This window comes from Bacteroides sp. MSK.20.82, from assembly GCF_019052485.1.
Taxonomy (GTDB): Bacteria; Bacteroidota; Bacteroidia; order Bacteroidales; family Bacteroidaceae; genus Bacteroides; species Bacteroides thetaiotaomicron.
The window spans coordinates 28,272-52,300 of record NZ_JAHQUN010000005.1; the positions used below are offsets into that span (position 1 = coordinate 28,272).

General features: G+C 43.6%; 14 protein-coding genes. 7 read left to right on the forward strand and 7 right to left on the reverse strand.

Annotated features, from left to right (window positions below):
* Positions 1–66 precede the first annotated feature (66 nt).
* The 7 genes from KTR07_RS07305 to KTR07_RS07335 all read left to right on the forward strand — a co-directional run bounded on the left by KTR07_RS07305 (position 67) and on the right by KTR07_RS07335 (position 11,818).
* A complete protein-coding gene (locus KTR07_RS07305; RefSeq protein ID WP_113748832.1) occupies positions 67–1,485 on the forward strand; it encodes an ATP-dependent RecD-like DNA helicase in 1,419 nt (472 codons plus the stop codon).
* A 226-nt stretch (positions 1,486–1,711) separates the two neighbouring features.
* A complete protein-coding gene (locus KTR07_RS07310; RefSeq protein ID WP_032814420.1) occupies positions 1,712–5,095 on the forward strand; it encodes a SusC/RagA family TonB-linked outer membrane protein in 3,384 nt (1,127 codons plus the stop codon).
* A gap of 16 nt (positions 5,096–5,111) precedes the next feature.
* Positions 5,112–6,725 carry a RagB/SusD family nutrient uptake outer membrane protein gene (locus tag KTR07_RS07315; protein ID WP_008760899.1) on the forward strand — a complete coding sequence of 538 codons (1,614 nt, stop codon included), beginning with the start codon at positions 5,112–5,114 and terminating at the stop codon, positions 6,723–6,725.
* 24 nt (positions 6,726–6,749) lie between these two features.
* Entirely contained in the window at positions 6,750–7,826 is a 1,077-nt protein-coding gene (locus tag KTR07_RS07320; RefSeq protein WP_117981300.1) for a glycoside hydrolase family 18, read from the forward strand.
* An 8-nt stretch (positions 7,827–7,834) separates the two neighbouring features.
* Positions 7,835–8,989: a DUF1735 and LamG domain-containing protein gene (locus tag KTR07_RS07325; RefSeq protein ID WP_008764225.1), complete on the forward strand. Its 1,155-nt coding sequence runs from the start codon at positions 7,835–7,837 to the stop codon at positions 8,987–8,989.
* Between the two features lie 33 nt (positions 8,990–9,022).
* A complete protein-coding gene (locus KTR07_RS07330) occupies positions 9,023–10,453 on the forward strand; it encodes a BT_3987 domain-containing protein (RefSeq protein WP_008760902.1) in 1,431 nt (476 codons plus the stop codon).
* A gap of 30 nt (positions 10,454–10,483) precedes the next feature.
* A complete protein-coding gene (locus tag KTR07_RS07335) occupies positions 10,484–11,818 on the forward strand; it encodes a DUF4989 domain-containing protein (RefSeq protein WP_048695013.1) in 1,335 nt (444 codons plus the stop codon).
* Positions 11,819–12,065: 247 nt separating this feature from the next.
* Here KTR07_RS07335 and KTR07_RS07340 read toward each other — a convergent pair whose 3' ends face one another.
* From KTR07_RS07340 to alaS, 7 genes are all read right to left on the reverse strand, one after another.
* Positions 12,066–12,500, reverse strand: a complete 435-nt coding sequence (locus KTR07_RS07340; protein ID WP_008760904.1) for a DUF6078 family protein — start codon at positions 12,498–12,500, stop codon at positions 12,066–12,068.
* A gap of 191 nt (positions 12,501–12,691) precedes the next feature.
* Entirely contained in the window at positions 12,692–14,962 is a 2,271-nt protein-coding gene (locus KTR07_RS07345) for a GH92 family glycosyl hydrolase (RefSeq protein ID WP_048695017.1), read from the reverse strand.
* Between the two features lie 23 nt (positions 14,963–14,985).
* A complete protein-coding gene (locus KTR07_RS07350; RefSeq protein ID WP_048695020.1) occupies positions 14,986–17,271 on the reverse strand; it encodes a GH92 family glycosyl hydrolase in 2,286 nt (761 codons plus the stop codon).
* A gap of 31 nt (positions 17,272–17,302) precedes the next feature.
* Positions 17,303–18,313: a FecR family protein gene (locus KTR07_RS07355; RefSeq protein ID WP_032814424.1), complete on the reverse strand. Its 1,011-nt coding sequence runs from the start codon at positions 18,311–18,313 to the stop codon at positions 17,303–17,305.
* 37 nt (positions 18,314–18,350) lie between these two features.
* Entirely contained in the window at positions 18,351–18,905 is a 555-nt protein-coding gene (locus KTR07_RS07360; protein WP_008760908.1) for an RNA polymerase sigma-70 factor, read from the reverse strand.
* Positions 18,906–18,932: 27 nt separating this feature from the next.
* A complete protein-coding gene (locus KTR07_RS07365; protein ID WP_048695024.1) occupies positions 18,933–21,164 on the reverse strand; it encodes a GH92 family glycosyl hydrolase in 2,232 nt (743 codons plus the stop codon).
* A 232-nt stretch (positions 21,165–21,396) separates the two neighbouring features.
* A complete protein-coding gene (gene alaS, locus KTR07_RS07370; RefSeq protein WP_048695027.1) occupies positions 21,397–24,015 on the reverse strand; it encodes an alanine--tRNA ligase in 2,619 nt (872 codons plus the stop codon).
* Positions 24,016–24,029: the final 14 nt, after the last annotated feature.

Consider the following 24,029-nt stretch of genomic DNA (forward strand, 5'->3'; position numbering starts at 1 on the left):
GCATCGCAAAAATAGAATAAATAAATTTAAATACGATAGTTCCGGGAACTTTTTTCTCGTACAAAAATGATAAATAACTATTTAGAAAGGCAAATTAAGGAAAATTTTCCTTATCAACCAACTTTTGAGCAGGAAATAGCTGTAAAATCTCTTTCAGAGTTTCTGCTTTCCACACTGGCGGATGAAGTATTTATCCTCAGAGGCTATGCCGGTACTGGTAAAACATCTTTGGTAGGGGCATTGGTAAAGACGATGGATCAGTTACAGCAAAAGGCTGTGTTACTGGCTCCTACTGGTCGTGCTGCAAAAGTTTTTTCATCCTATGCCGGTCACCCGGCTTTTACAATTCATAAGAAAATATACCGGCAGCAGTCGTTTTCTAATGAAACCAGTAATTTTTCAATAAATGACAATCTTGCTACGAATACTTTGTTTATAGTCGACGAAGCTTCAATGATTTCCAATGAAGGATTGTCGGGCAGTATGTTTGGGACGGGAAGATTATTGGACGACCTGATACAGTTTGTTTATTCCGGTCAGGGGTGCCGTCTTTTGTTGATGGGAGATACTGCGCAGCTTCCTCCGGTAGGTGAGGAGTTGAGTCCGGCACTTTTTGCAGATGCATTAAAGGGATATGGATTGGAAGTGCGGGAAGTTGACTTGACGCAAGTGGTTCGTCAGATACAGGAATCGGGCATTTTGTGGAATGCGACTCAATTGCGTCAGCTGATAGCGGAAGATAATTGCTACTCTTTACCTAAAATAAAGATAACAGGTTTTCCAGATATAAAGATGGTGCCGGGTACGGAATTGATTGATGCCATCACTAGTTGTTATGATCATGACGGCATGGATGAGACGATTGTGATCTGTCGTTCTAATAAACGCGCGAACCTATATAATAACGGAATACGTGCACAGATCCTTTGGCGGGAAGATGAACTGAATACGGGAGATATGTTGATGATAGCCAAAAATAATTATTATTGGACAGAGCAATATAAGGAAATGGACTTCATTGCCAATGGAGAAATAGCAGTCGTGCGTCGTGTCCGTAAGACGCGTGCGATGTATGGTTTTCGCTTTGCGGAAGTGACTCTCAGGTTTCCTGACCAGAATGATTTTGAACTGGATGCCAATTTGCTGCTGGATACTCTTCACTCTGATTCTCCCGCATTGCCAAAAGTAGATAATGACAGATTATTTTATACCATACTTGAAGATTACGCAGATATATCTAACAAGCGGGACCGGATGAAAAAGATGAAAGCAGATCCACACTACAATGCGTTGCAGGTGAAATATGCTTATGCGGTAACTTGTCATAAAGCACAAGGTGGGCAATGGCAGAATGTTTTTCTTGATCAGGGATATATGACGGATGAATATTTGACTCCGGATTATTTTCGCTGGTTGTATACGGCATTTACTCGCGCCACGAAGACATTGTATCTGGTGAATTATCCCAAAGAACAAATTTTATAAAAGATTTCTTTTTTTTTTCTTCGTAAATAATTGATTCCCAGTCTAGATGAATGGGGAGATACTCGTTGTGAAAAAATAAATATGAGATTATATTTATTTTTTTTCAAAAACCTCTAAGTGTTTTTCAAGGTATGGGTTGTTATATAAATGTGAATCGAAAATAATAAATGGAATATCGATTCTAATATTTATATAAAAACTAATGTTTAATCTTAAATTCAAGTGTATGAGAATCAATGACTCGTGTAGAGGCTCGAAGATTTTTCGGGCATTGTTGATCTTGATGCTATTCGCCCTTCCGGCACAATCTGCAATAGCACAGTTAACAATTAGGATCTCCAATTCTTCTTTAGGAACTGTGATTAAGCAAATCCAGTCTCAATCCAAGTATCAATTTTTTTATGATGACAATTTGGCTTCAATGCGAATAGAGTCATTGAATGTTAAAGATGTTTCTTTGGTAGAAGTACTGGATAAGGCTTTGAAAGGGAAAAATGTCGTTTATAAAATTGATGACAATGTTGTTTATTTGTCGAAAGCAAATGCATCTTCTTCGACAAAGTCGACTCAACAACAACAGAAAGTAACAGGTAAGGTGGTAGATGCTAATAACGAACCTTTGATTGGCGTTTCTGTATTGGAAAAAGGAACAACTAATGGTACTATTACTGATTTTGATGGTAATTATACATTAGTCGTTACAGGTTCAAATGCAGTTTTGCAATTTTCGTATGTTGGATATCAAACTTTGGAGAGGGCTGTAGCAGGAAAGACTGCTATTAATATCACTTTAAAGGAAGATGCTCAAGTCTTGGATGAAGTCGTAGTTACGGCATTGGGAATCAAACGCTCAGAAAAAGCGCTGTCTTACAATGTACAGCAGGTAAATGCTGATGCAGTGACTACCAATAAAGATCCTAACTTTATTAACTCATTGAGTGGTAAAGTGGCAGGTGTTAATATCAATGCTTCTTCATCCGGAGTGGGCGGTGTATCTAAAGTAGTGATGCGTGGTACAAAATCTATCATGCAGTCTTCCAATGCATTGTATGTAGTAGATGGGGTTCCGATGTACTCCAATGCAAATAAAGTGAATGGGACAGAGTTTTCTTCTAAAGGAAATACTGAGCCGATTGCCGACATTAACCCGGAAGATATTGAATCAATGTCTGTGTTGACTGGTGCGGCAGCAGCTGCACTTTACGGTTCTGATGCTGCCAATGGTGCGATTATCATTACTACTAAAAAAGGAAAAGAAGGTCGTGTGAATATCACAGTGAATAGTAATGTTGAGTTTAATGCTCCTTTGGTAATGCCTCGTTTCCAGACACGTTATGGTACAGGTATTGGTGGCGTGAAAGATGATAACTCCAGTCGTAGCTGGGGCCCTAAACTGACAGAAGCCAGATATTTTGGATATAATCCTCGTGATGATTATTTTCAGACTGGTGTTATAGGTACAGAAAGCGTATCATTCTCTACCGGTTCGGAAAAGAACCAGACTTATGCTTCCGCTGCAGCGGTTAATTCAAAAGGTATCGTTCCTAACAACAAATATGACCGTTATAATTTCAACGTACGCAATACTACTTCATTTCTTGATGATAAGATGACATTGGATGTAAATGCCAGCTACATTTTGCAGAAAGACCGCAATATGGTGAATCAGGGTACTTACAACAATCCGTTGGTAGGAGCTTATCTGTTCCCTCGTGGTAATGACTGGGAAGATATTAAAATGTACGAACGCTATGACGTTGCACGTAAGATCTATACTCAGTACTGGCCGACAGGTGATGGTAATATGACTATGCAGAATCCTTATTGGGTGAACTACCGTAACTTGCGTGAAAATAAGAAAGACCGCTATATGTTAGGTGCAAGTCTGAATTATCAGATTCTTGACTGGTTAAATGTTTCCGGACGTGTCCGCCTGGATAATTCTAACAATGATTATACGGAAAAGGCTTATGCCAGTACAAATACTCAGCTGACAGAGTTGTCTGATCGTGGTCTTTATGGCATTTCCAGAAGCTACGAAAAGCAGTTGTATGCAGACTTCCTGGTAAGTGTGAACAAAACATTCGGTGAAAAATGGTCTTTACAAGCTAATATGGGTGGATCGTTTACTGATATGCGATATGATGAAATGGCTGTACGCGGACCTATTGCTGATGATTCAAAAACGTTTGCTGGTGAAAAAGCCGGATTGACAAACGGTTTCTATATTCAAAACCTGAGTACGACCAAGACAAGCAAAATGCAGTCAGGATGGCGTGAACAGACTCAGTCTATCTATGCATCTGCCGAAGTTGGCTACCAAAGTACTTATTATCTGACATTGACAGGTCGTAATGACTGGCCTTCACAGTTGGCAGGCCGTAACTCTGTCAATAAATCATTCTTCTACCCTTCGGTAGGTATGTCTGTAGTGTTATCTGAATTGATGCCTAAATTGAATAAGGACTATCTGTCTTACTGGAAGATACGCGGTTCTTTTGCTTCTGTAGGTACAGCATTCGAAAGATATATAGCTAATCCTTTGTTCGCATGGAATACCAGTATCGGTCAGTGGAGTAACCTGACTGACTTCCCGGTATATGACTTGAAACCGGAACGTACCAATTCTTTTGAAGTAGGTATGAATATGCGTTTTCTTAAGAACTTCGAACTGGATGTGACTTATTATAACGCCAAGACAATGAATCAGACATTCAATCCTGAGTTGCCGGTAGGTGAATATGCTCGTATCTACATTCAGACAGGTGCAGTTCGCAATCAAGGTCTTGAGTTAGCGTTGAATTACAATAATACATGGAAAGATTTTACTTGGAATACAGGAGTTACTTATTCAATGAACAAGAATAAGATTCTTACCTTAGCTGATAATGCCATCAATCCTATCACTCGCGAGAAATTCTCTATTTCTTCTCTGAATATGGGTGGTCTGGGTAGTACCCGTTTCATCCTGAAAGAAGGTGGAAGCATGGGTGACATTTACTCCTTGATGGATTTGAAGAGAGATGCCAATGGAGCTGTTTATATCGATGAGAACAACAGTGTTGTAACAGAGAGTCTGGAAGCTAATAATTACATCAAATTAGGTAGTGTATTGCCGAAAGGAAACTTGGCATGGCGTAACAATTTCAGTTGGAAAAACATTAATGTGGCATTCCTTGTATCAGCTCGTCTGGGTGGAGTTGTATTCTCACGTACACAAGCTGTTCTTGATAACTTCGGAGTTTCTGAAGCATCTGCTGCTGCACGTGACAAAGGTTATGTATCGGTAAATGGAAACGACCGTGTAAATCCGGAAGGCTGGTATTCAGTAGTAGCTGGTGGTACGGCTGTTCCTCAGTATTACATTTATTCCGCTACTAATATTCGTTTGCAGGAAGCTTCTATCGGTTATACTATTCCGAGAAAATGGCTGGGCAATGTGTGTGATATCAAAGTTTCATTGATCGGACGTAATCTTTGGATGATCTACAACAAGGCTCCTTTCGATCCTGAAAGCGTGGCATCTACTGATAACTTCTATCAGGGAATTGACTACTTTATGATGCCTTCATTGCGTAATATTGGCTTTAATCTGAGCTTTAAATTCTAAATAAATCAAGATAGGTATGAAAAATATAATAAATAAATTAGTATTTGGATCTCTTACCGTTGCCCTGTCCTCGTGTATCGGTAACTATGAGAATATCAATTCCAACCCATATGAAGCTCCTGATTTGTCAGCGGATGGATATGCTTTGGGATCTGCCATGAATAACCTGGCCGGTTGCGTGGTATCACCGGATGTAAATACAGCTCAGTTCACAGACTGCTTGTTGGGCGGACCTTTAGGCGGATATTTTGCCGATTCTAATGCCGGTTTTACAGAAACCATTTCAAACTTCAATCCGAAAGACGACTGGAGCCGTGTGTTTCTGAAAAGTGATAAGATTATTCCGACATTATATTCTAATCTGACCCAAGTGAAACTTGTATCACAAAATACGAATGATCCGGTTCCTTATGCCATTGCACAAGTGATAAAGGTGGCAGCTATGCATCGTGTAACTGATGCTTTCGGTCCGATACCTTATTCTCAGATAGGTGCGAATGGTGAAATTGCTACTCCTTATGATTCTCAGGAAGTGACATATAATACATTCTTCGATGAGTTGAATGCAGCTATTGCCACACTCAATGAGAATTCTAACGAACAGCTCGTTCCTACAGCCGACTATATATATAAAGGTGATGTAAAGAAGTGGATCAGATTTGCCAACTCACTGAAGTTGCGTCTTGCTATCCGTATAGCTTATGCTAATCCGGTGAAAGCTCAACAGATGGCTGAAGAAGCTGTGAATCCTGCAAACGGAGGTGTCATCGAATCGAATGCGGACAATGCAACATGGAACTACTTTGAGACTTCACAAAATCCTATTTATGTAGCTACCCGCTACAATCAGGTACAGACTTCCGATCATGGCGGCGTACCCTGTTTGACTGGTGGTGATACGCATGCTGCTGCCGATATCATCTGCTATATGAATGGTTACAAGGATAACAGACGTGAAAAGTTCTTCACAAAATCCGAATGGGCAGGACAGGACTATGTAGGAATGCGTCGTGGTATTGTCATTCCCGAACTGAAGACAACCGGACATAAATACTCTGGGGTGAACATTGCTCCTACATCTCCGCTTTATTGGATGAATGCAGCCGAAGTAGCTTTCTTACGTGCTGAAGGGCAAGCTGTTTTTAACTTCAGCATGGGTGGTACAGCAGAATCATTCTATAATCAAGGTATCCGTCTGTCATTTGAGCAATGGGGTGCAGACGGTGTGGAAGACTATCTGAAAGATGATGTAAACAAACCGACTGCATATACAGACCCGGCAGGTACGAACACTTATCAGAATGCTTTGTCCAATATCACTATTAAATGGAATGATAGTGCTGACAAAGAAGAGAAGCAAGAACGCATTATCGTGCAGAAGTGGATTGCCAACTGGCAATTGGGTAATGAAGCTTGGGCAGACTTCCGCCGTACCGGATATCCGAAACTGATCCCGGTGAAAGAAAATAAGAGCGGTGGTGTCGTTGATTCAGAGAAAGGGGCGCGTCGTATGCCTTATCCGTTGGATGAGTTTGTCAGCAATAAAGCAAATGTAGAATATGCGATTGCCAACTACTTGCACGGTGCAGATAACATGGCTACAGATGTATGGTGGGCTTCTAAAAAATAATATTAAACTTAAAGGAAAGTATATATGAAAAATAACCTGAAATATAGATTGTCTGCTCTGCTGTTTCTGGCATCAGCTCTGACAATAACTTCATGTAGTGATTGGACAGATGTGGAAAGTCTCCAATTGAATACTCCTACATTTGAAGAGCAGAATCCTCAGTTGTATGCTGACTATCTGAAGGATTTGAACAGATATAAGTCTGAAGAACATAAGGTCACTTTTGTTTCTTTCGAGAACCCTAAGGGATCTCCCGGCAAGCAGGCTGAACGTCTGACCGTCGTACCTGACAGCGTTGATTTCATTTGTCTGAATAATCCGGAAGTAAGTCCCGAAGTACAGGCAGAAATGGTCAAAATACGCGAGAAAGGAACTCGTACGGTTTACAGTATTGATTATTCCAGCATTGAAAATGCCTGGAAGGAGAAAGTAAAAGCCGAACCGGAGTTGACAGAAGAGGATGCTCTTCAGTATATCGGTGAACGCACCAATGAGATGTTGGCACTCTGTGACAAATATAACTTTGATGGTGTTATTGCTGATTATACAGGGCGTTCGCTGGTGAGCCTTCCGGAGGCAGCTCTGAAAGAATATAATGACCGTCAACAGAAGTTTTTTGGCGAGGTGATGAACTGGCAAGGCAATCATGATGACAAGACTCTGGTATTCTACGGAAATGTACAATATTTAGTGCCGGAGAATATGGATATGTTAAGCAAGTTTGACTACATCATGTTGAAAACTGCTTCTTCTACCAATGCTGATGATCTTGCTTTAAAAGCATATTTGGCTATTCAGGCGGGTATAGATGCAGTAGGCGGTACAGAAGGAGGAGTGAATCCTGTTCCTGCTGATCGTTTTATCGTTTGTGTCGAATTGCCGCAGGCTCACGATAAGGATAAAGTGAAGGGTTACTGGAGTACAGTGGATGAAAAAGGCAATAAACTAGTAGCAGCTCCGGGAGCAGCCCAGTGGATGGTTGAAGCATCTCCTAATTACACCCGGAAAGGAATCTTTATTATGAATGTCCATAATGATTATTATAACAATACTTATGGATATGTGCGTGAAGTTATTCGTATTATGAATCCTAATAAATAAGAATAGAAATGAAACTCTATAAATATTGTTTTGCGCTTTTGGCTCTTACAACAGTCACAGTGAGTGGTTGTAAGAATGAAGATATCAATGAAGAGCATCATTATGACAATAAACTCTATGTTAGCTCGGCTCCTGTTTGTGATGATTTGCTGATTAAGCCCAGTATAACTGAGGCTACCCGTGAACTTAGCTATCGTATAGCATCGCCGGCAGAACAAGATATTCAAATAAGCTTTGATGCGGCTCCCGCTATGACAGCAGCATATAATTTGATTTACAATGATAACGCAACTGCACTGGATTCATATTTTTATAATATACCAACAAAAACTGCTACTATTAAGGCAGGGGATATTTCCAGTGATAATATTGTGATTGACTTTAAGAATACCAACGAATTGGATAAGTCAAAACGATATGTATTGCCCGTCACCATTCTAGATGCATCCAATATTGATGTACTCGAAAGTGCCCGTACTGCTTATTTCATATTTAAGGGTGCTGCCCTTATTAATGTAGTGGCAAATATCAAAGAAATCTATTTCCCAATTAACTGGAAGAGCAGTGTGAATAGTCTTTCTACTGTTACTATTGAAGCTTTGGTTCGTAGTGAAGACTGGGTAGCAGGACGTGATAATGCCCTGAGTTCTGTTTTCGGTATTGAAGGTAAATTCCTTGTACGTATTGGTGATGCTGACCGTCCACGTGATCAAGTTCAGGTAGTAGCTCCCGGTGGTAATTTCCCAGGTCCGAATGTTGTTCCGGGTTTACCGGTTAATGAGTGGGTACACATTGCCATTGTTTATGATAATACAACAAAAGAACGAATCTATTATAAAGATGGTGTGCCTGTTTATAAAGACGAAGCAGCTTCAGGTAATGTATCTTTGAGCAGTGGTTGTTATATTGGTCGCGCTTGGGATGATACTCGTTGGTTGCCGGGAGATATTTCAGAAGTCCGCGTGTGGTCAGTGCAAAGAACGGCAGAGCAAATTGCCACTAATCCTTATGAAGTAGATCCTGCCAGTGAAGGACTGGTTGCTTACTGGAAGTTTAATGAAGGTGCTGGAAATGTTATTACCGACCAGACTGGACATGGTAATGATATTACAGGTTCGGGCGATCCTACTTGGGTAAAAGTAGAGATTCCTAAGATAAATTAATTGTTGGTTTAATCTTTTATTCAAGAATTCATTATGAATATGAAATATATAACTTCGGGTTTGTTCGCTGCCATGATTGTGAGCAGTACTGCATTCTTGACCTCTTGTGCTGATGATCTTGAGGTCGGAAAGAATATTGATGAGTCGGCCTACAGTGGCATTTATGAAAATAATGCATATCTGCGTGATGGAAAGTCGAACTTAGTTTCTAAGGTTGTCGAATTGCACGGTGAGACTTATGCTACTACAGTAAAAATGGGGTTGAGCAAGACACCTAATACAGCTACATCGGCAAAAGTGAAAATTGATGCTGCTTATTTGGAAACGTATAATAAGGCGCATAATACAGATTTTGCATTGTATCCGCAGGACTTGGTTACCTTTGCTAACGAAGGAATACTTACAGTGAACGCTAATACTAAATCAGCGGAGGTAGAGATGACTATTCGGGCAGGAGAAGGTCTGCAGGAAGATAAAACATATGCTATTCCGGTAGCTATCAGTGATCAGAGTAGTGATATCACTATTAAAGATGAAGATGCGAAACATTGTATTTATCTGGTGAAAGATATGCGAAATGCCGGTGATGCATATAAAGGAGAAGGTGTAATGCAAGGTTATTTGTTCTTTGAAGTAAATGACGTAAATCCGCTGAATACTCTTTCTTTCCAATTAGAGAATGGAAAACTTCTTTGGGATGTTGTTGTACTGTTTGCTGCTAATATCAACTATGATGCTGAAGCAGGACGTCCTCGTGTACAATGTAACCCGAATGTACAGTATCTGTTGGATAATAATGAAACTCTTCTTCAGCCACTGCGTAGACGTGGTGTGAAAGTATTGTTAGGACTGCTTGGTAACCATGACATTACAGGCTTGGCACAGCTTTCCGAACAAGGTGCTAAAGACTTTGCCCGCGAAGTTGCTCAGTATTGTAAGGCATATAACTTGGATGGAGTAAATTATGACGATGAGTATTCAAACAGTCCTGATTTGAGCAATCCGTCTCTTACTAATCCAAGTACGGCTGCTGCAGCTCGTCTGTGTTATGAAACCAAACAGGCAATGCCGGATAAACTGGTTACTGTATTTGATTGGGGACAGATGTATGGTGTAGCTACTGTCGACGGGGTAGATGCAAAAGAATGGATAGATATTGTGGTAGCCAACTATGGTAGTGCTGCATATCCTATCGGACAAATGACAAAGAAACAATGCTCCGGTATTTCAATGGAATTCAACTTAGGTGGTGGCGGTAGTTTATCTGCCTCTAAAGCTCAAAGTATGATAGATGGAGGGTATGGATGGTTTATGGGATTTGCTCCAAGTCCGGCTAAATATGGTAGTGTTTTCAGCCGTCTTCAAGGTGGTGGCGAAGTATTGTACGGGTCCAATGTAGCAGCACCGACTATATTCTACAAGAAGAATGATCCGACGCCATATAAATATCCGGATGATCTTTAAATAAAATAGGAACAAATAAAAAACAAGAATATGAAAGCACATTATAAACTCTTTTTATCTCTGGCAATAGGATCATTCGTTACTTTTGCTGGATGTCAGGATGATGAGGTGGTGGATTTGGTTAAATATCCGGTGAATCAGCCTGCTATAACGATTGACGATGCGGAAGGAGCGTCTAAAGCGACGTTGACTGCGGTTTACAAATCTGATGGTACATTGGAATTAGATGGCCCTGTCACTAGAACTTATACATTCCATTTTGCTGCATCACCGGAAGATGCTACAGTGACTTTTGATATTATAAATACTAATATCCCAAAAGAAAATGTAGAGATCAGTGCCACTAAAGTAGTTCTTCCTGCCGGTTCAACAGATGCTTCTGTCACTGTGACTTTGAAGGATGAAGATTTTAGTTTTGCAGCATCCAATTATGATGCGACTACTTATGAATTAGGGGTGAAAGCCAGTGTGGAAGGATATAAGATAGGAACTGAACCAATAGAATCTAAAGTTGTAATAGAGAAGGAGGCATATACAGCTTCATGCTCTGTGGTTGGTGAGAGCGGTAATAACGTTGCATTTGAACGTGCTTTTTCTCAAGGAGCGATTGTAAATCCTGATCCTATATCCTATACTTTCAAGATGAAGTTGGATAAGCCGGCAAGAAAAGACGTAAAAGTGAAACTTGCCACTACGGGATTGGATGAACAGTTCATGAAGAATATCACTGTAACTCCTGCTGAAATTACCATAGCTGCCGGAGAGTTAGAATCAGCAGAGGTTACCTGGACTATTACTGATGATTTCTTGCTGACAACAGCTGGAGAAGAATCTCACACTCTTGTTGTTACTGCATCAGCAGAAAGTGAAGACCCCGTTGTGAAGGTTAATAGTAAGGAGAACTTCTTAACCTTTAATGTGGATAAAGTACTTAGAAACTTTAAATATTTGTCTGTTATAGGTAGTAACTGGACTGAATTGTCGAAAGCAGGTTGGAGTGCGGAGATTCCTTCTGGTGTCTCCGGTAGAGCTAGTTATTTGATTGATGGTAATGGAGGAAGCTATGGATCAGATGTATATAGTTATAATCCATTCTGGTTTGTTATTGATATGAAATCAGCACAGACTTTTAATGCTTTGGGTATGGATTATTATTATACGTATGCTTCTAAGAAAGTACGTATTTCAACTTCATTGGATAATGAAAACTGGACTCCACAGGGAGTGTTGGAAGTTCCTCGTGTGGGTAATCATTATTTCCAATTCTTCTCTTCTATAACAGCTCGTTATGTAAAGGTTGAATTATTGGAAGGCTTTGGTTCATATATTGATGTAACTGAAGTTTATATCTACAACGCTCAGTAAAGTCTAGTCATTAGCAGATTAGTTAATTTTAGAGCCAGGCTTCATTCTGAAAGCCTGGCTCTTTTCTTGTATAAGCTACTATGTCCCTCCCTGTCTCCTCGTAAGGGAACCCTTGTGCCAAGGGCTTGGCACAGTTGTGCCACTACGGTGTCATTGTTGTGCCAACGGCTTGGCACAGCCGTGCCACCAAATGGTGACAGTTGTGTCTTCTGAGCGTAACAGTAGTATCACTTCGTGTTACTGCCGATCACCAGTCATAATCTTCAACGTATGCATCAAAGTTTTGTAGATGAGTTGCTCCGCAATTCTTGAGGATATTTAATATTCTTTGTTGCTCGGAGGGGGTAAGGAGGCGTTCGCCTTTGCGGATGCGGTAGTAAGTTCTGCGACCAAAATAGCTCATTAAATGTGATATGACAGTTTGCATTTGCTTATAAGGCAAGTCTTCTAACATTCTGATGAATCCCTTAGCATAACGTACTTTGACATTAGAACGATAATAAGGACAATTCCCTTGTTGGGCAGCGAGATGTTTGGGACTGATAATAACCCAGTATTCAATCTTTTCCGGTACGCTTTGTGCTGTAAGTAGTCTTAAGCAAGTGTTTGCTTTTGAACATTCCCGATTGAGGCACATTGCGTACTGATAGGGGACTTTGGTAAAGTCAATTTCTTCTTCCATGATTTATAGTTGTTTGTCCGGCAAAAGTAGTGAATACTAACTGAAAAATAGCCTGAAAGTAAAGAAGTTTACTTTCAGGCTATCGTTTTTTTTGCCATTATCCGGATAAAGTCTTTCAGAACAGAGAGAAAGTCAGAAAACCGGAAGAAAAAGGGCCTAATATAGGAACGTGAATTTAATCGATGAACTAACTACTGTTCTTTGGAAAAAGAATAAGGCATATCCTCTTCTTTGGTTCCTCTGTTCAGATTCGGCCGATTACTCATGTCTACTTTGATAGTACCTCCCTTGAACAAATCTTCGTGACGCAGATAATTCTTGGTATGATCAGCACCATTGAAGTTCATGGAATCAATATAGAAATTTTCCGTGCTGTTATTGGGCGCGTCGATAACAAGACTATTGCCGTTCTCGAAGTGAAGAGTAGCCTTTTTGAACAGAGGAGTTCCCATCACATATTCGTCCGTTCCAGGGCAAACAGGGTAGAAACCCAGCGCAGAGAACACATACCAGGCAGAAGTTTGTCCGTTGTCTTCGTCTCCGCAGTAACCGTCCGGTCCGGGCGTGTACATTCTGTCCATTACCTGACGTAACCAGTATTGAGCCTTCCACGGTTGTCCCGCATAGTCATAGAGGTAAATCATGTGCTGGATCGGTTGATTTCCATGCGCGTAGTTGCCCATATTCATCACAGTCATTTCACGAATTTCGTGAATTACCTGTCCGTAATAGCTGTCATCAAAAATGGGCGGTACGGCAAATACGGAATCCATCATGGTAACAAACATCTCTTTCCCGCCCATCAGGTCAATAAGACCTTGCGGATCGTGGAAGACAGACCAGGTATAATGCCAGCTATTTCCTTCCGTAAAGGCATCTCCCCATTTCAGCGGTGAGAAAGGAGACTGGAATGTACCGTCTTCGTTGCGACCACGCATCAGCTTGGATTCTTTATCGAAAAGATTCTTGTAATTCATGGCACGTTTGGCAAACAGGTTGATTTCTTTCTTGGGACGTTTCAGCTCTTTTGCCAACCGGTAGATACACCAGTCATCGTATGCATATTCCAAAGTACGGGCGGCGTTCTCGTTGATTTTCACATCGTAGGGTACGTATCCCAGTTTATTATAGTACTCGTATCCCAATCGTCCGGTGGAAGAAACCTCCGGATGTACATTCTCCGTTCCGTGAATCAGTCCTTCATACAGCGTTTTGATATCATCGACTTTTACTCCCTTCATATAAGCGTCCACAAGGATTGATGCGGAGTTATTTCCAACCATACAACCTCTGTGTCCCGGACTTGCCCATTCGGGGAAGAAACCGCTTTCCTTATACGTGTTGATTAATCCTTCCTGCATCTCTTTGTTGACCGACGGGTACATCAGATTCAGCAGCGGAAAGAGGCAGCGGAATGTATCCCAGAAACCGGTATCGGTAAACATATATCCCGTAAGTACCTGCCCGTTATACGGACTGTAATGGATGGGCTGGCCGTTTGCATCCAGTTCATAGAACTTGCGCGGGAATAGCAGCGAACGATACAGGCAGGAGTAGAATGTACGGTACTGATCCAGATTACCGCCTTCTACTTCTATTTTACCCAGTACTTGATTCCAGGCATCTTTTCCTTTTTGGGCGAGTTGTTCTATGTTATCTTTGCCCAGTTCGTTCATATTAGCAGCAGCCTGCTCAAAGCTGATAAAAGAAGAGGCGATACGTGCATTCACCTGTTCCCCTTTGCGGGTTTTGAATCCGATGATCGCTCCGGCATGGTCGGTCATCTGTTCCGCTACGTTCTCTTGCAGATTTCCGTTTTCTACCGTAGCCTTATAGGTGAAAGGTTTGTCGAACTCGATGATAAAGTAGTTCTTGAAGTTTTCAGGAACACCACCGCTGTTGCGTGTCGTATAACCGATTATCTTATTCTCTTCCGGAAGAATCTTGATGTAAGAACCTTTGTCGAAGGCATCTACGACCACATAAGAATGATCATTCTCCGGGAAAGTGAAACGAAAAAGCACGGCACGTTCCGTCGGTGTCATTTCGGTGACTATATCGTGTTCTGCCAGGTATACTTTGTAGTAGTAAGGAGTTGCCACTTCTCCTTTATGTGCAAACCAGCTTGCCCGTTTCTCTTCGTCAAACAACGGTTGGCCCACTATCGGCATAATCGAGAACTGACCATAATCATTGATCCACGGACTGGGCTGGTGTGTCTGTTTGAACCCGCGGATTTTGTTGGCGGTATAGGTATATTGCCATCCGTCTCCCATTTTGCCTGTCTGTGGAGTCCAGAAGTTCATACCCCAGGGACGGGCAATAGCCGGATAAGTATTACCTGTTGATAACTCAAAAGTAGACTGGGAACCCATCAGCGGATTGACATACTGCGTCCAGTCTTTGGCTTGGGACAATAGCGTACAACTAAGTACACAAGCTATCAATAAGAGTCTTTTCATGATAAGTAATGGTTTTTATATGATTATTGAGAAGAGTTGTTACTTCCCCATTGTGTAGGATGGTCAGTCATTTTGATCTCCATGATTCCGCCTGCTACAATGTCCTGATGTCCGAAGAATGGCGTGTCCAGAGCTTTGCCGTTCAGCAATACGCTTTCGATATATTTGTTGCTTTTGGAGTTGTTCTTCACCACGATGCTGAATGTCTTTTCATTGGGGAGATTGATCACAGCTTTGTCGAAAGCCGGACGTCCGATAGAATACACCGGTTTGCCCGGGCATACCTGATAGAATCCCATCGAGTTGAGTATGTACCATGCCGACATCTGTCCGCAGTCTTCATTGCCGGACAACCCGTCGACGTTGTTGGCATACTGGCTCCGGTAGACACTGTCCACTAATTCCTGCGTTCTCCACGGACGATTCACATAGTTGTACAGATGAATCACGTGATGACTCGGCTCATTGCCATGTGCATACTGACCGATCAGTCCGCTGATATCAGCCGAGGTGGTTTCTCCGTCCAGACTCGAATCGACTGTAAACAGCGAATCCAGCTTTTCTACAAAAGCCTCCTCGCCTCCCATCAGTTTTACAAGTCCTTCCACATCGTGCGGAACAAACCAGGTCCACTGCCAGGCGGTTCCTTCGCAATAGTCATCGCTACGGTGAGTGGAGGCACGCGGGTTGAATGGGGTGCGCCATTCGCCATTCGAATCCAGTCCGCGCATGAAGCGGGTCGATTTGTCGAAATAGAACTCGTAGGCTTTGGCGAAACGTTCATACTTTGCTTTGTTTTCGAAGTCGTTCATTGCTTCGGCAAAGATGGAGATACACCAGTCGTCGTAGGCATATTCCAGCGCTTTGGCTACAGATTCATTTTCGCGGTCGCAGGGGATGTAGCCGATGGCGTTTTTATAATACTTCGCTTTGGGCATCAGATGCGGCAGCACCAGATCGGGGCATTTGATACCTGTAGTGTCATATTCGGCTGCCCGTAGACTGGCTTTATATGCTTCGTGAGCATCAAAATTGCGGTAACCTTTCATATAGGCATCCACGATAACGGGGACCGCATGATATCCGATCATCGTTCCAGTGTAGTTGGAAGCCAGATCCCACATCGGGTATATTCCGCCTTCCTGATGTTTCCTGATCAGTGAATTGATGAACTGATTGTTCAGATTCGGGTCGATGATCGTCATCAGCGGGTGCAGTGCACGGAAAGTATCCCACAGGGAGAAGACAGTATACAGCGGATTAATGGTATCTCCCTGATGTACTTCGAGATCCATGCCGAGATAGCGTCCGTCCGCATCCGTAAACAGGTTCGGGCTGATGGCCGTATGATACAGAGCGGTATAGAAAATGGTTTTATCTTCTTTATCGGAAGTGGTGATGTCTATTTTAGACAGATAATTATTCCAGGCGGTGCGGGCATCTTTTCGTACCTTGTCGAAGTCCCATTCGGGAATTTCGGATTCCACATTCTTGCGTGCGCCAGCGATATCGACAGCGGATACACCCACTTTTACCAGTACTTCTTCGTCTTTCTTTGTATTAAAGTGCAGTACGGCTTTGCATACAGGCAGGCGTTTGCCGTTCTCCATTGTGACAGAGTCGGTGATGAGGGTATATGCGAACGGTTTGGAAAACTTGGCGTAGAAGTTAATATACTGGTCGAAAGCCCAGTAAGTCGTCTTCTTATGTCCGCAGATTTCCGTGTCACTGATAACTTCGATTTCCATCTCGTAGTTGGTCTGCCGTTGCAGGCTGTAGTCCAGATCGATGATAAATCCGGATTCTGTGCTTTCGGGGAAAGTGTAGCGGTGGATGGCGCCGCGTTTGGTAGCTGTGATTTCCGCTTTTACCTGATAGGTGTCGAGGAAGACGGAGTAATATCCGGGTTCCGCAGTCTCATTCTCGTGCGAGAAAGCAGAGGCGTAAGCCAGTTTCTGGCTTTCCGGATCAGTTGTCAGATACTGCGGTTTGCCGACAATCGGCATCAGTAATACATCTCCGTAGTCACAACAGCCTGTACCGCTGACGTGGGTATGCGAAAAACCGTTGATCGTGTTGTCGTCGTAATAATAACCGGAGCAAGCGTCCCAGCCGTCGATCCGGGTGTCCGGACTGGGCTGGATCATACCGTGCGGAACTACGGCTCCAGGGAAAGTATGTCCATGTCCGCCGGTGCCTATGAAAGGATTGACATAAGCACTATAATCTTTTACACTGGGGGACTCTGTGCAGGAGTTGAGCATTATAAATCCTCCGTAACATCCTATCAGAAGTGTCTTTAATTTCATGTCGTTTATTAGTTTAAGTTTAACACAGGACTCATTTTTTATCTGAAGAGATAAAGATGTTGTTTCCTACGATTTTATATTCAATAGGTATGGAATTCTGCAAGGATTTCAATACCGATTCGATGGTTGATTTTTTCTTCAATACACCCGAATATGTTTTGTCCGACCGAATGTCAGGAGACAGAATGATTTTCACGTCGTAGAAGCGTTCCAGTGCTTTGGTGATGGTAAATATGTTTGCTTTATTGAATGGTATCAGATTGTCACGCCATACAGCATCCAGTTTCGCATCGACCTGTTTCACCGTCAGCCGTCCGCTGTTTCTGTTCAGTTCGGCACGCTGACCGGGGGCGAGGACAATTTGTCCTTCGTCCTTGTTGCCTTTCACTTCGATTTCTCCTTCGATCAAGGTCGCTTCGGCTATCCGGCAACGTTTGTCGCACTTGAAGTTGAAAGTGGTTCCCAGTACACGTACGCGCATAGCGTCGCTTTCTACCGTGAATGGTTTATGGCGGTTTTTGGTTACTTCGAAATAGGCTTCTCCGTCTAGATACACATTACGTTCTTTTTCGGAGAATTCGCGCGGGTACTTCAGCATGGCGGCATTGTTCAGCCAGACTTTCGTCCCGTCCGGCAAGACAACTTCTTTCACGATGCCTTCATTGGCAACGGCTACCAGCATCTGATGCTCCGGTCGGTTGTAGAACCAATATCCGGCTCCTCCGCCCATTAGTAAAGCGACGGCAAGGATGGCCGCATACCTCATCCAGCGATGCATATGCAGTACTTTATCTTTCTTCTTTTTCTCTTGAGACAGTTGTTTATAAAGCCTTTTTTCCGCATTAGCCATTCTCTGTTCATCGGCATAATGGTCGAATTTACCCAGATGATAAATTTCTTCCATGCGGAACAACTGGCGGGCATTTTCGTCCGATTCGCTGATCCAGGCATTCACCTTGATCAGCTCTTCTTCAGAACACTGACCAGTCAGATATTTGTTTATTATTTCTTCGCTCAGATTTCTCATTTTCTTTTCCTTCATATAAGTAATACAATTGAAAACCCAAAAACACTTATCTTTAATCCAATAAAAATAAGAGGAGAATGAACCAAAGATGTCCGAGACGATTTCGCAGGAACTTCAATGCCTTATACATATGTGCCTCTACCGTGCGGAGTGAAACTCCCAGTACATCGGCTATCTCCTTATTTTTCATGTCGTGCAGATAGCTGAGCTTGAAAACTTCTTTGCACTTGTCCGGAAGCTCATTGATTGCATCGTGAATCTCTTTCCGCAATTCCCGGTCTTCGATCTTGCGGATCACTTCGTTGTTGTCCGGCTGATAAAACTCTGCACGCCTCCGGTTTATCTCTTCCATGGCGGCGCAATAGCCATCTTCTACATTACGATGTTTCAATACGTTAAGGGCACGTGTATAGACAGCACGATAGAGGAAAGCCTGAATCTGCTCTCCTATCTCTATGCTGTCTTTTCGTTTCCAAAGCTCTACGAACACGTCCTGCACTACATCCTCCGCCTCTTCTTCTCCTACCAGTCGGGTGGCATAGAATATCAGGCTGGGGTAGTACCTGCGGAATAGAGCTTTGTAGGTTAAGTCGAAGTTTTCATCCATTTTTCCGATAGATTAGTTTAGGTGGACCTACTGGGTTTGTTCTTCAAATTCGACTTCCACTAAGGGAGTATTCCCCATTTCAAATTCGACGGTGGCACCGCTCATAATCTGTTCATGGGTAAGGTAGGTCTTGTTGTACGGTTGACCGTCTACTTTGATAGATTGAATGTAAATATTCTCTTTGCTCACTTTGGGGGCAAGTACTGTAAATGTCTTTCCGTTAGCCAGATGCAACTTCATCTCCGGGAACAGGGGAGTACCGATTTCATACTTTCCGCTGACCGGATTGACAGGATAGAATCCCATTGCGCTGAATACGTACCAGGCAGACATTTGTCCGCAGTCTTCGTTTCCGCAAAGACCGGCAGGCTCGTTCTTGTAAAGCTCGTTCATTACTTTGGCAACGTATTTCTGTGTCAGGTTTTGTTGTCCTACGGCATTGAAGAGATAGATTACGTGATGGCTCGGTTCATTGCCGTGAGCATATTGTCCGATCATTCCCGTGCTGAAGATGGGAAGTTCTTCGTCGGCTGCCGGATGGTAGGTAAACATACTGTCCAGTTTCTCTGCAAAGCGGCTTGTGCCTCCTGTGAGATCAATCAGACCGTCTATGTCATGCTGCACGGACCAAAAGTATTGCCAGCCGTTACTTTCGCAGATATGCGGAGTGTATTCGTCGGCTTTGAAGTCTTTGATAAAGTTTCCTTTATCGTCACGCGGCTGCATGAACGAAGTGGCCGGGTTGTAAACATTCTTGTAGTTATGAGAACGTTTGTAGAATTCGTCCGCTATCTCCTTCTTACCCATCTTGTTCGCCATCTCAGCGATGCAGTAATCGTCAAATGCATATTCCAGTGTTTTGGACAGTGACCAATTTTCGGCATTGTAATGATCTGTCACATTGTAAGGAATATAGCCTAATTGCTTGTATAGCCCGATGCCCCGGTAGTTATCCAAGTTGGCGGTAGCTACGCAGGCGGCCAGTGCTTTCTCCGCATCAAAGTTGCCTATACCTTTCAGATAAGCGTCTACAATCACGGGAACGGCATGATAGCCGATCATCATATCGGTTTCACTCCCGTAGAAGTTCCATACGGGCAGGCGTCCGTTCTGTTCAAAGAAGGCGATGAAGGATTTTACCATGTCGTTGACACGTTCCGGCTCGGTATATGTGAAAAGGGGATGGGCGGCACGGTAGGTATCCCAAAGGGAGAAAGTGCTGTAATTCACCCAGCCGTCACTCTGATGTACTTTTTTGTCGGGACCGTAATAGGCTCCGTCTACGTCACTGTAAATCGTAGGCGCGATCATCGAGTGGTACAGAGCTGTATAAAAGTTTACTTTATCGTCTTGATTGTTACTCTCGACTTCGATCTTTCCCAGTTGGCGGTTCCAGTTTGCTTTTGTTTCTGCCAGATACTTGTCGAAGTCATTTTCGGGCACTTCGGCTTGCAGGTTCTTGGCTGCGCCTTCCATGCTGACGCCGGAAATGGCGGTATTGACGAGAATCTGTTCTCCTTCTTCGGTATGGAAGTCAAAACGTGCGATGACAGCCGTACCGATGTGTTGCTTGTCTTTGATAATGGCAGTCGTATCCAGTTTCACCTTGTCGAAAGGCTTGGAGAAGCGGGTGCGGAAGTAGATTCGCTGGTCGCGTGCCCAGCCGTCGGAGTAACGGTATCCTTGAATCGTCACAGAGTCCACTACTTCGATGTGCGAATCGTTTGTGAAGTCCCAGTTCATGGCTTTCTTCAGATTCAGGAAGATGGCGGCTTCGGCTTTGGGGAAGGTGTATCGCTGGATGCCACAACGTTCGGTTGCGGTCAGTTCCACATTGATATGGTAGTCTTTCAGACGTACTTGATAGTAGCCTGCATAGGCACTCTCTTCATCGTGAGAAAACTTGGAGTAGATGCCCAGCGGCGCTTCTGCCTCTTTGTAGGGCAGTGTGACCGGCATGAAAGAGATGTCGTACAAGTCGCCTGCACCTGTTCCCGAAAGGTGGGTATGGCTGAAGCCGGCGATGGTGCTGTCCGGATAAAAATAGCCGGAGATGCGGTCCCATCCCGGAAGTCCGTTGTCCGGGCTGAGCTGCACCATACCGAAGGGGGCTTGTGCGCCGGGATAAGTGTTTCCTGTGAAATCGGTGCCAATAAAAGGATTTACATACGATGTGTAATCAATTTCAGCTTTTGTCTGTTTGGTGTTGCAGGATGCAAAAATGCAAACGATTAGAAGTAGGTAAATAGGTGTTTTCATCGGTGTACGGGTATTGGTGATTACTTATTTTATTATTTGAAGGATAAGAAAAATAATTAATCTGTTTACAAAGGTAGGAAAAAGTTGTGATAATTGAGTTTATATCACGAATATTTTTGGCAGGAGGCTGATTAGTTGCTGTTGACACTGGAATCTGAAATAAAAAACCGTGCCTTAAAGTGCGGGTGACTTTAAGACACGGTTCTTGTATTGGATGTATGTTACTGCTTTTTTAGATACCTGCGAGTTCCAGTACCTTTTCGATAGCGGCATTCAGTCCGTCTGTATTCTTGCCTCCGGCAGTAGCGAAGTGAGGTTGACCGCCTCCGCCGCCTTGAATCAGTTTGGCTGCTTCTTTCACCAGGTTGCCTGCTTTCAAGCCACCGGCCACCAGATTGTCACTTAGCATGACGGTCAGCATAGGCTTGCCGTTGTCGAGGCTTCCGGCCACAAAGAATAGGTTTTCTGTGATTTCACCGCGAAGCTGGAAGGCGATATTCTTCACCACTTCCGCCGGCAACGGAGCACAGAACTTGATTACCTTGATACCGTGAATTTCCTGTATATTCTTCAGCAGTCTTTCTTTCAGCGAGGCTTCTTTCTCTTTCATGTAGTCTTCTACCTGCTTTTTCAGTCCTGCGTTTTCCTCAATATACTTGCGGATGGCAATACCCAGGTCGGGTGCGTTGTTGAAGAGCGATTTCAATTCACTGATCGTATCCTGGATGGTATCCAGCATTTCTTCCACACGGGCTCCCGTATATGCTTCGATACGGCGTACACCGGCTGCAACAGAGCTTTCGGAAATGATCTTCACCATACCGATATTTCCGGTTGCGGCTACGTGGATACCTCCACAGAATTCGATAGAAGAACCGAACTGGATGACACGTACTCTTTCACCGTACTTTTCACCGAAGAGGGCGATAGCTCCCAGCTCTTTCGCTTCCTCGATAGGAATGTTGCGGTATTCCTTCAAAGGTATGTTGGCACGAATCTTGGCATTCACCAGGTGTTCTACCTGGCGGATTTCTTCGTCGGTCACCTTCTGGAAGTGAGAGAAGTCGAAACGCAGTGAATCTGGTGTTACTAACGAACCTTTCTGTTCGATATGCTCACCCAGTACTTCACGCAGGGCAGAGTCCAGCAGGTGAGTTGCCGAGTGATTGGCTGCGCAGGCTGCCCGTTTGTCGGTGTCTACACAAGCCATCATCGGAGCTTCCGGATGTTCCGGCAACTTTTTGGTAATATGTATCGGTAGATTGTTCTCTTTCTTGGTGTCAATCACTTCGATGGTCTCGAATTCGCTGACCAATACACCGGTGTCGCCTACCTGACCACCGCTTTCTGCATAGAACGGAGTACAGTCAAGTACGATCTGATACAGTGTCTGGTTTTTCTGCTTGATCTGACGATAGCGGAGAATAGATGCTTCGTATTCAGTATAGTCGTAACCTACGAATTCGGTTGTTCCTTCTCTCAGAGTCACCCAGTCACCGGTTTCGATGGCGGCAGCGTTACGTGCACGCTGTTTCTGCTGTTGCATTTCCGCGTTGAACTCTTCGATGTTGACTGTCATTCCATTTTCGCGAAGAATCAGTTCTGTCAGGTCTAACGGAAAACCGAAAGTATCATATAAGGTAAAGGCATCTTTACCGCTGATTTCTGTCTTTCCGGCGGCCTTTGTATCTTCCATTGTTTTATCCAGCAGACGGATGCCTGTTTCCAGCGTGCGAAGGAAGGCTTCTTCTTCTTCCTTGATTACTTTTTCGATCAGACCTTTCTGTGCGATCAGTTCCGGATAAGCGTCTCCCATGTTGTCGATCAACACCGGAAGCAGCTTGTACATGAATGACTGTTTCTGTCCGAGGAAAGTATATCCGTAGCGAACGGCGCGGCGGAGGATACGGCGGATTACATAACCTGCCTTGGCATTGGAAGGCAGCTGACCGTCCGTAATGGAGAAAGCAATCGTACGGATGTGGTCAGCGATTACACGCATGGCGATGTCCTGCTGTTTGTCTTTTCCGTACTCTGTGCCTGACATTGCTGCAATCGCTTTCAGCATCGGCTGGAATACGTCTGTATCGTAGTTGGAAGTCTTGCCCTGCAAAGCCATACAGAGGCGTTCGAATCCCATACCTGTATCGATAACCTTTGCAGGAAGTGGTTCGAGGCTGCCGTCAGCTTTACGGTTATATTGCATGAACACAAGGTTCCATATTTCAATCACTTGGGGATGATCGTGGTTGACGAGATCACGGCCGGAGATTTTGGCACGTTCTTCTGCCGGACGGAGGTCGATGTGGATTTCCGAACAAGGTCCGCAAGGGCCTGTATCACCCATTTCCCAGAAGTTGTCGTGCTTGTTGCCGTTGATGATGTGATCTTTCGGCAGATACTGTTCCCAGTAAGAAGCGGCTTCGTCGTCACGGCTCAGTCCTTCTTCGGGGCTTCCTTCGAATACAGTGGCGTACAGGTGTTCCGGATTCAGTTTCAATACTTCTACCAGATATTCCCATGCCCAGTTGATGGCTTCTTTCTTGAAGTAGTCACCGAATGACCAGTTGCCCAGCATTTCGAACATGGTGTGGTGGTACGTATCGTGTCCCACTTCTTCCAGGTCATTATGCTTTCCGCTTACACGCAGACATTTCTGAGAGTCCGCGACTCTGTGGTATTTGGCCGGGTGGTTACCCAAAATAATATCTTTAAACTGGTTCATCCCTGCGTTGGTAAACATCAGGGTAGGGTCATCTTTTATCACCATCGGAGCCGAGGGAACAATGTGGTGTCCTTTCGTCTCAAAGAAATTCTTGAATGAATCTCTGATCTCTTTTGCAGTCAACATATTCTTCTATATAT

Coding starts and splice junctions, on each gene's coding strand:
- KTR07_RS07305 (WP_113748832.1), top strand. CDS start 67: ATGATAAATAACTATTTAGAAAGGCAAATTAAGGAAAATTTTCCTTAT.
- KTR07_RS07310 (WP_032814420.1), top strand. CDS start 1,712: ATGAGAATCAATGACTCGTGTAGAGGCTCGAAGATTTTTCGGGCATTG.
- KTR07_RS07315 (WP_008760899.1), top strand. CDS start 5,112: ATGAAAAATATAATAAATAAATTAGTATTTGGATCTCTTACCGTTGCC.
- KTR07_RS07320 (WP_117981300.1), top strand. CDS start 6,750: ATGAAAAATAACCTGAAATATAGATTGTCTGCTCTGCTGTTTCTGGCA.
- KTR07_RS07325 (WP_008764225.1), top strand. CDS start 7,835: ATGAAACTCTATAAATATTGTTTTGCGCTTTTGGCTCTTACAACAGTC.
- KTR07_RS07330 (WP_008760902.1), top strand. CDS start 9,023: ATGAATATGAAATATATAACTTCGGGTTTGTTCGCTGCCATGATTGTG.
- KTR07_RS07335 (WP_048695013.1), top strand. CDS start 10,484: ATGAAAGCACATTATAAACTCTTTTTATCTCTGGCAATAGGATCATTC.
- KTR07_RS07340 (WP_008760904.1), bottom strand. CDS start 12,500: ATGGAAGAAGAAATTGACTTTACCAAAGTCCCCTATCAGTACGCAATG.
- KTR07_RS07345 (WP_048695017.1), bottom strand. CDS start 14,962: ATGAAAAGACTCTTATTGATAGCTTGTGTACTTAGTTGTACGCTATTG.
- KTR07_RS07350 (WP_048695020.1), bottom strand. CDS start 17,271: ATGAAATTAAAGACACTTCTGATAGGATGTTACGGAGGATTTATAATG.
- KTR07_RS07355 (WP_032814424.1), bottom strand. CDS start 18,313: ATGAAGGAAAAGAAAATGAGAAATCTGAGCGAAGAAATAATAAACAAA.
- KTR07_RS07360 (WP_008760908.1), bottom strand. CDS start 18,905: ATGGATGAAAACTTCGACTTAACCTACAAAGCTCTATTCCGCAGGTAC.
- KTR07_RS07365 (WP_048695024.1), bottom strand. CDS start 21,164: ATGAAAACACCTATTTACCTACTTCTAATCGTTTGCATTTTTGCATCC.
- alaS (WP_048695027.1), bottom strand. CDS start 24,015: ATGTTGACTGCAAAAGAGATCAGAGATTCATTCAAGAATTTCTTTGAG.